The 7,795-nt window shown below is 68.4% G+C and carries 9 protein-coding genes and 2 pseudogenes; 8 read left to right on the forward strand and 3 right to left on the reverse strand.

From position 1 onward, the window contains the following. A pseudogene (locus AC2VOR_RS12475) lies at positions 1-332 on the forward strand (hypothetical protein); the annotation flags it as partial. Next, positions 333-872: a GNAT family N-acetyltransferase gene (locus AC2VOR_RS12480; protein ID WP_369739191.1), complete on the forward strand. Its 540-nt coding sequence runs from the start codon at positions 333-335 to the stop codon at positions 870-872. 4 nt (positions 873-876) lie between these two features. Here AC2VOR_RS12480 and AC2VOR_RS12485 read toward each other — a convergent pair whose 3' ends face one another. From AC2VOR_RS12485 to efp, 3 genes are read right to left on the reverse strand one after another with little or no spacing between them, the layout of a single operon-like run. Further along, positions 877-3,723, reverse strand: a complete 2,847-nt coding sequence (locus AC2VOR_RS12485) for an aminotransferase class I/II-fold pyridoxal phosphate-dependent enzyme (protein WP_486963881.1) — start codon at positions 3,721-3,723, stop codon at positions 877-879. A gap of 42 nt (positions 3,724-3,765) precedes the next feature. Next, positions 3,766-4,257: a transcription antitermination factor NusB gene (nusB, locus tag AC2VOR_RS12490; protein WP_369739193.1), complete on the reverse strand. Its 492-nt coding sequence runs from the start codon at positions 4,255-4,257 to the stop codon at positions 3,766-3,768. Beyond that, positions 4,254-4,817, reverse strand: coding sequence for an elongation factor P (gene efp / locus AC2VOR_RS12495; protein ID WP_369739194.1), 564 nt, complete (start codon positions 4,815-4,817; stop codon positions 4,254-4,256). Before efp ends, nusB begins: the two co-directional genes overlap by 4 nt. Before the next feature lie 134 nt (positions 4,818-4,951). On the opposite strand from efp, the gene AC2VOR_RS12500 reads away from it, so the two are divergent. From AC2VOR_RS12500 to AC2VOR_RS12525, 6 genes and pseudogenes are all read left to right on the forward strand, one after another. Then, positions 4,952-5,860 carry a tyrosine-type recombinase/integrase gene (locus AC2VOR_RS12500; RefSeq protein WP_486963882.1) on the forward strand — a complete coding sequence of 303 codons (909 nt, stop codon included), beginning with the start codon at positions 4,952-4,954 and terminating at the stop codon, positions 5,858-5,860. Next, entirely contained in the window at positions 5,857-6,213 is a 357-nt protein-coding gene (locus tag AC2VOR_RS12505) for a hypothetical protein (RefSeq protein WP_486963883.1), read from the forward strand. The genes AC2VOR_RS12500 and AC2VOR_RS12505 overlap by 4 nt, the downstream gene beginning before the upstream one ends. 112 nt (positions 6,214-6,325) lie before the next feature. After that, the gene (locus tag AC2VOR_RS12510; RefSeq protein ID WP_144953164.1) at positions 6,326-6,541 is read left to right on the forward strand and encodes a hypothetical protein; all 216 of its coding nucleotides are present in this window, start codon (positions 6,326-6,328) and stop codon (positions 6,539-6,541) included. Continuing rightward, positions 6,538-6,813, forward strand: a complete 276-nt coding sequence (locus tag AC2VOR_RS12515) for a DUF6011 domain-containing protein (protein WP_486963884.1) — start codon at positions 6,538-6,540, stop codon at positions 6,811-6,813. The genes AC2VOR_RS12510 and AC2VOR_RS12515 overlap by 4 nt, the downstream gene beginning before the upstream one ends. Further along, positions 6,806-7,123: a DUF2742 domain-containing protein gene (locus AC2VOR_RS12520; protein ID WP_486963885.1), complete on the forward strand. Its 318-nt coding sequence runs from the start codon at positions 6,806-6,808 to the stop codon at positions 7,121-7,123. Before AC2VOR_RS12515 ends, AC2VOR_RS12520 begins: the two co-directional genes overlap by 8 nt. Next, positions 7,120-7,795 (forward strand): annotated as a pseudogene (locus tag AC2VOR_RS12525) (DUF3631 domain-containing protein); the annotation flags it as partial. The gene AC2VOR_RS12520 and the pseudogene AC2VOR_RS12525, both read left to right, overlap by 4 nt.

The raw sequence follows: 7,795 nt of genomic DNA on the forward strand, positions 1-7,795 counted from the left end.
CCCCCGAACTCAAGCGCCACGACTTCCTGGGAGCGCCGTACTGGGTCGGCCGCGGATTCGGGCTGAACCTGTCGGTGGTGACCGATCCGGCGCGCTCCGCCCCACTGTTCGGGCCGGGTGGGCTGGGCACGTTCAGCTGGCCCGGCGCCTACGGCACCTGGTGGCAGGCCGACCCGTCCGCCGACGACCTGGTCCTGCTGTACCTGATCCAGAACATGCCCGACATGACCGCGGACGCCGCCACGGCCGTCGCGGGCAACACGTCGCTGGCCCAACTGCGCACGGCGCAGCCGAAATTCGTCCGTCGCACCTATCGAGCGCTCGGCCTGTGAATGCCCGGCTACCCGCCTGACAGCATCGCCGGGCCCCGGCTGCTGCTGCGGCTGCCCGTCCTCGACGACGCGGGTGCCCTCTTCCAGCGGGTGGCCCGCGATCCCGAGGTCACCCGCTATCTGCTGTGGTCGCCCCACCCGGACGTGGCGGCGACGCGGCGGGTGATCAGCGAGAAGCTCAACGTCGGCGGCGACGAGCGGACCTGGGTCATCGAGCTGCGACACAGCGGCGAGGTCGTCGGGATGGTCAGCTGCCGGCAAACCGCCCCGCACTCGGTGGAGATCGGTTACTGCCTCGGCAAGCGCTGGTGGGGCAGGGGTTTGCTGTCCGAGGCGCTCGACATGCTGCTGCACGCGCTGGAATCCGACCCGCAGATCTACCGGGTGTGGGCCACCTGCAGCCCCGACAACCAGCGGTCCACCCGCCTGCTCGAGCGTGCCGGTTTCTTCCTGGAGGGCCGCCTCGCCCGGCACGTCGTCTACCCCACCATGGGGCCCGAGCCGCAGGACAGCCTGCTCTACGCCAAGATCCTGCGGTAGCGGCTCAGGCCTCGTCGGTGACCGTCCGCACCACGCCGTCGCCGTTGCCGTTGCCCCGGGCGTCGGCGGGCAGCGCGAAGACGGGCAACGCCGAGCCCAACGCGGCCGTCGCCGCGTTGCGCTGGGCCTCCATCCGCGCCAGCGCCGCCTCGGTGAACACCGACAACCCGAGGTCGGGGTTGTACCCGTGGATCTCCTTGACGTCGAGCTGGGCCAGGAAGTAGACGATCTCCTTGGACACCACCTGGCCGGGCACCAGCACCGGGAACCCCGGCGGGTAGGGCACCACGAACGTCGTCGACACCAGCGTCTTGCCCTCGGCGAGCCGCCGCCCGGCCATCCCGATCAGCACGTGCTCGCGGTCGGACTCCTCGTAACCGGCGTAGAAGGCCGAGCGCATGTCGCCGAACGAGCACGCGTCGACGGGACGGAAGGCGATGTCGAACTCGCTGAAGTCGGGCAGGTGCGGCAGGTCCTCGGTGATCTCCTCGACGCGGCGCGCCTGCAGGGCGCGGTCGTCCTTGCCGCGGTCGAGCTGCCGGCGATCCAGGTCCCAGGCGATCCGGCGCAGCACGTCGAGCAGGTAGTGCACGCTCGACCAGGTGACCCCGATGGTGAAGATCAGCAGCACGCTGTTTATGGAGGTCTTGTTGATCTGGATGCCGAACCGCTTCATCAGGATGTTCTCGCGGAAGTCGTACCCGTTCATCCCGGTCCGCCCGATGAACAAGGTGACCCGCGTCGGGTCCAGCACGAACTGATCCGATCGCCACGCCTCGTTCCACTCCGCCAGCGCGCCCTGCCGGACCTGACGGTACGAGCTCACCGACGAGGTGCGGTACTCGTCGGGCACCAGGTCGGACTCGTCGAGGATGCGGAACCACCGGCTGATCAGCGCATCCTTGCGGACGCGGTGCCGGAAGACCAGCGCCATGTTGTAGACGTGGCGGACCAGCTCGAACCCCTCGATGTCGACCTGCCGGCGCGCCAGGTCCAGCGACGCCAGCAGTTGCTGGTTCGGCGACGTCGAGGTATGGGTCAAAAACGCCTCGTCGAACGCGTCGCGGGTCAGCGCCTTGAAGTCCTGGTCACGCACGTGGATCATCGACGACTGCCGGAACGCCGACAACGACTTGTGGGTGGAGTGCGTGGCGTACACGCGGACCCGGGCGCGGGCGGGGTCGGGCAGCAGCCGCCGGTCAACCCACTCCGAGCGGTCCACGCCGTCCATCTCCGCGCTCCACTGCCGGTACTCGGCAGCGTATTCCGGCGACCTCAGCATCTGCTCGAGGCGCTCGGCCGACACCATGGCGGTCCGCTGCCGGGCCCACGGCACCGCGGTCGCGAACGCGTACCAGGCCTCGTCCCACAGGAAGCAGATGTCCGGTTTGATCGCCAGCACCTCCTCCATCACGCGGCGGGGGTTGTAGACGACGCCGTCGAAGGTGCAGTTGGTCAGCAGCAGCATGCGCACCCGGTGCAGTTGTCCCGCGGCCTCGAGGTCCAGCAGCGTCTGCTTGATGGTCTGCAGCGACACCGCACCGTAGATCGCGTACTCGGGCAGCGGATACGCGTCCAAGTACAGCGGGTAGGCCCCGGCCAGGACCAGGCCGTAGTGGTGGGACTTGTGGCAGTTGCGGTCGATGAGCACGATGTCGCCCGGCCGGGTCAGGGCCTGCACGACGATCTTGTTGGCGGTCGAGGTCCCGTTGGTGCTGAAGTAGGTCCGGTTGGAGTTCCAGGTGATGGCGGCCTTGTCCATCGCCGCCTTGATGTTGCCGTGCGGGTCCAGCAGCGAGTCCAGGCCGCCCGAGGTCGACGACGTCTCGGCCATGAAGATGTTGCGGCCGTAGAACTCGCCCATGTCCTGCAGCGACTTGGAGTTGAAGATGCTGGCGCCGCGGGCGACCGGCAGCGCGTGGAACTGGCCGACCGGGGCGGCCGCGTACGCCCGCAGGGCGTCGAAAAACGGTGTGGCGAAACGGTTCCGCAGACCCGCGAGCACCGTGCTGTGCAGGTCGGTGACGTCGTTGAGCCGGTAGAACGTGCGGTCGTAGACGTCGGGTTCGTCCTCGGTCTCCGCGGCGATCGACTCGTCGGTGAGCAGATACAGGTCGATGTGCGGCCGCAGCTCCCGCATCCATTCGGCGCACTCGACCCAGTCCTGGGTGCCTTCGCTCGCCACGTCCTGACCACCTTGGCCGACGGCGCCCAGCAGCGAGTTCGTCACCGGCATCCGGTCGCGCGAGCGCAGCGGCAGGTCGTCGCGGATGATCGCCGCCTGGATCTCGCCGTTGAGCGCGACCGCGGTGATCGCGTCCTCGATGCTGGAGACCAGCAGCAGCTCGTACTGGATCTCGTCGGAGGAGTGGCGCAGCGCCCGCAGGCACTCCGCCAGGCTGTCGGGGGCCGTCATCGGGGCGTCGTCGGCGAGCAGCACCGTGTAGAACTGCTGCTGTTTGGCCTGGGCGACCAGCTCCTGCTCGGCCAGCGACGCTGAGGTGTCGAAAAGCCCTGCGCGGTCACCGTATTCGGACAGCAGCCGCACCGCCAGCGACACCTCTTCGGCGAGCCGCACGGTGGAGAGCGCCTCCAGGTGCGCGCGGAAAGTCGCCAGGTTCGCCGCGCCCGGGTACAGCCAGTACCGCTCGTAGGCGGCCAGCCGGTCCATCAGCCGCCGCACCTTGGCCACGTCCTGGTGGATCTCCTGCTTGCTCAGGTCCACCTCGGCCAGGTGGCGGCACGCGTCGTCGAGCAGGTTCCACGTGTCCAGCCGGGTGTACGACGGGTTTGCCACCGCCGCCAGCGCGGACACGTGCAGTCGTCGCGGCCGGCCCGTGTGTCGACTCATAACCTCACCTGTCCTTTGGTGCGGATAGTTACTGTGACCCGCTCACGAGTCGGGCCCCGGGTTGCGGACCGCCTCGGCGGCGGCCCGGATCTGCGGCGTCACCAGCATCACGTGACCGAGCACCCCGTTGAGGAAGCCGGGCGACTCGTCGGTGGACAGCTCTTTGGCCAGCTGCACGGCCTCGTCCACGGCGACCGGCGCCGGCACGTCGCCGGCATAAAGCAGTTCCCACACCGACACCCGCAGGATCGCCCGGTCCACCGCGGGCAGCCGGTCCAGCGTCCAGCCCTGCAGGTGCGAACTGATCAGGTCGTCGATGTGCGCGCTGTTCTCGCCGACGCCGCGCGCCACCGTCACCGTGTACGGGTGCAGCGGCTTCACGTCGGGCTGGGACTCGGCCAGCGCGGTCCGCACGTCGACGAGCTCCCCGGGGGTCATCCCGCGCGCCTCGGCCTCGAACAGCAGGTCGACGGCGCGTTTGCGGGCGTGATGACGTCCTTTGACGGGACGCGCGGGGCGCGCGGGTCCGCTCACGCGTTGACGCGCCCCAGGTAGCTGCCGTCGCGCGAATCGACCTTCAGCTTGTCGCCGGTGTTGATGAACAACGGCACCTGGATCTCGGCGCCGGTTTCCAGCGTGGCCGGCTTGGTGCCGGCGCTGGAGCGGTCGCCCTGCAGACCCGGCTCGGTGTGGGTGACCTCGAGCTCGACGGTCACCGGCAGCTCGAGGTACAGCGCCGCCCCGTTGTGGAATGCGATCTGCACCGGCATGCCCTCGAGCAGGAAATTGGCCGCGTCGCCGACCAGGGACTCCGGCAGCGGGTGCTGCTCGTAGTCCTGGCTGTCCATGAACACGAAATCCGAGCCGTCGCGGTACAGGTAGGTGGTGTCGCGCCGGTCGACGGTCGCGGTCTCCACCTTCACCCCGGCGTTGTAGGTCTTGTCGACGACCTTGCCGGAGACCACGTTCTTCAGCTTGGTGCGCACGAAGGCCGGCCCCTTGCCGGGTTTGACGTGCTGGAACTCGACGATCTGCCACAGCTGGCCGTCGATCACCAGCACCAGTCCGTTCTTGAAGTCGGCGGTCGATGCCACGGTCGGTGTATCTCCTAGAGGATGGTCAGTTCCTTGGGGAACTAGTTCTCGCCGGTAAGCGGTTTTAGCTGCGGTTTTGACAGGAATCCCCAAGATATCACGTTTGCACAGCGTTGCGTCCTAAGATAATGGTCATGCCTGACCCTTTGCCGCCACCCGACCTGCCCGCACTCATGAAGTCGTGGGAGCTCGCGCTGCTGGCCGCGAACAAATCCCCGACCACCATCACGTCCTACCTGCAGGGCGTGCGGCTGTTCCTGGTGTGGTGCGAAGCCAACGGACACCCGGTCGAGATTACCCGCGCGCGGGTCCAGCACTACAGCGCCGCCCTGGTCGCCGACGGCAAGCAGGCCAACACGGTGCGGCTGCGCCAGGCCGCGCTGCGCCAGTTTGTGCGCTGGCTCGTCGAGGAAGGCGAGCTGTCCGAGGACCCGCTACTCGGCCTCAGAGCGCCGAAGCTGCCCACCAAAGTCGTCGAAGCGCTCACCGACGACCAGCTGCGGGCCTTGCTCAAGGCGTGTAAAGGCAGCAGCTTCCGCGACCGCCGCGACGAGGCGCTGCTGCGACTCCTGATCGAGACGGGCCTGCGTGCGTCCGAGGCGATCTCCCTCAACGTCGCTGACGTCGAGCCGCTGCGGAACGGCATCGTCGTGGTCCGCCGCGGCAAAGGCGCCAAGGGCCGCACCGCCCCGTTTAGTCCGCAGACCGCCGCCGCGCTGGATCGGTACCTGCGCGCGCGCCGGTCACACAAGCTCGCCGCGACCCCCCAACTGTGGCTCGGCGTCGGCGGCAAAAGCTTTGCCTACTTCGGTCTTAACGACACGCTGCGCGACCGGGCCCAGAAAGCTGGCATCGACGGGTTTCACCTTCATCTCCTGCGCCACACCGCGGCCACACGCTGGCTACGCGCCGGGGGCACCGAGCAGGGGCTGATGAGCATCGCCGGCTGGTCCACCCGCTCGATGATGGACCGCTACACCGGGGCTTCCGCGGCCGAGCGCGCCGCCGCCGAAGCTCGCGAACTCGGCCTCGGTGACCTGTGAGCCGGCGACCGAAACCCGCTGCGCTGCACGGCGAGCTGGTGATCCACTGTCCCCACAGGCACGTCCTGGCCGCGTTCGTGCTGCAACCGAACGGGCGCGACATCTACCGGCTGGGCGCGCCGCTGGCCGACGGCCCCTCACCGCGGGTGCCAATGAACGTCGGCGGCAAACAGACCTTCAAGTGCCCGGCGTGTCGGCACGCCGGGCGCTCCCCGGACTACCAATTGTCTTGGGACACGCTGACTAGCGCGCTGGCGGCCGCGGCCGCCGACACCCGGCGACAGTCACACGTCCTCACCATCGGCGGCACGCTTGTGCTAACATCGGTCCTCAATAGCCTCAGAGGCCGCTAGACCGCGCTTGGCGTTTATCGCGGAGCACGCCGTCTCCCAGCGGAACGGCACCCCTTCACTCACGGGATGCCTTATGCCGCAAACTCATTCTCTCACCGCTACCGAACGCCGGTTGCGCGCGCAACTCGCCGCCCACGAATCCTGGGCGGCCACTGAAAGCCGCTCCACACGAACCGCCAACGCGCGCAGGGCCTTCGAGGACAAGTTTCTCGCCGAAGCCGACGGTGACCCGCAGCGCGCAGAGTCGCTCCGCAAGGCCTACTTCGCCAGGATGGCGCTGAAGTCGGCCCAGGCCCGGCGCCGGCGCACGGGCGGTGGTGCAGCATGAGCCCCCAACGAAGAAGCCCGGACCAGCCGGTCCGGGCCACCTCGACGACACCACTCGCTAGCCGCCAGTTTACCCCGCCGTGGCACCACGACCACCACGAACCGCCGACCCCCGAAGATCGCGCCGACGCCGCCGTTGTGGCGGCCGCGGCCGCGCGTGGATTCCGGTTGGCGACCCGCTGCCTGCGGTGCGGCCAATGGCTGGTCGCAGCCGAATCGGTGCGCACCCACCTGGGGCCGGTCTGCCGGGCGAAGGCGGTGGCCGATGCCTGATTCGATTGAATCCCAACAGGTGTCATGGTGGGACACCCATCGGTTCCTCGAAGCGTTGGTTGCCCGGGCGAACGCCGGCCCGCTGCCGTGGGCGGGTACGCCGTCGTGGTGCGCGCTCGCTGACGGCGACCCGCGGAAATTTTTGGCATTGGCGGCTTTTGGTGTCCACCACGCTTTGCGTGTCGAAACGTGCCAAGCGGCCCAGGCCGAAGCGAGCAAGTCTGTGGCGGCCGCCGCCGACTGGTCGAAGATTGCGCGGGAGTTGCAGCAACGCGCCGAGTTCCGCGCGGCGCGGGAGGTGCGGCCATGACCGACATCGACCGCTCCGACGAGCTGCGCGAAATATGGGCAGAGGACAACCCGGACGGCGCCCAGTTGTTGGATGAGGTGGAATGCTTCGCCGGCGCTTTTCTGGCGCTGCCAAGCCCGTATCATCTGACGGTGCTGTGCCTGTGGGTATTGCACACCTGGTGCGTCACTGCGTTCTACGTGACGCCGCGGCTGGTGCTCGACTCTCCCGAGCCCGGGTCGGGAAAGACCCGCGTACTGGAAGTGCTTGCGCTGCTGTGCTGCAACGCGAAGTTGACCTTATCGACGACCACGGCAGCCCTGTATCGACGGATTGCAGCGGCCGGTGAGAGGCCGCCAACGATCTTGCAGGACGAGGCCGACGCGGTTTGGGGCCGCACAACCAACCCGCAAGCCGAGGACTTACGGGCGCTCTTCAACGCCGGGTACAAGCGCGGCGCCACGGTAGACCGTTGTGAAGGCGACGCCAAGAACATGCGCGTGGTTGAGTTCCCGGTTTTCGCCCCGGCTGTGTTGGCGGGTTTGGCCGGGAAGATGCCGAAGACGATCATCGACCGGGCTGCCGCGGTCTTCCATATGCGACGCCGCGCGCCTGATGAGCACATTGCCGAATTTCGAGAGCGGGACGCCGCCGCTGCCGCTGCGCCGCTGCGCGACCGCATGGAGCGGTGGG

Source organism: Mycobacterium sp. TH-M103, assembly GCF_057473785.1.

Excerpts from the sequence above, each read along its gene's own strand:
- AC2VOR_RS12485 (WP_486963881.1), bottom strand. The coding sequence starts at position 3,723 with ATGAGTCGACACACGGGCCGGCCGCGACGACTGCACGTGTCCGCGCTG.
- AC2VOR_RS12515 (WP_486963884.1), top strand. The coding sequence starts at position 6,538 with ATGAGCCCCCAACGAAGAAGCCCGGACCAGCCGGTCCGGGCCACCTCG.
- AC2VOR_RS12500 (WP_486963882.1), top strand. The coding sequence starts at position 4,952 with ATGCCTGACCCTTTGCCGCCACCCGACCTGCCCGCACTCATGAAGTCG.
- AC2VOR_RS12480 (WP_369739191.1), top strand. The coding sequence starts at position 333 with ATGCCCGGCTACCCGCCTGACAGCATCGCCGGGCCCCGGCTGCTGCTG.
- AC2VOR_RS12520 (WP_486963885.1), top strand. The coding sequence starts at position 6,806 with ATGCCTGATTCGATTGAATCCCAACAGGTGTCATGGTGGGACACCCAT.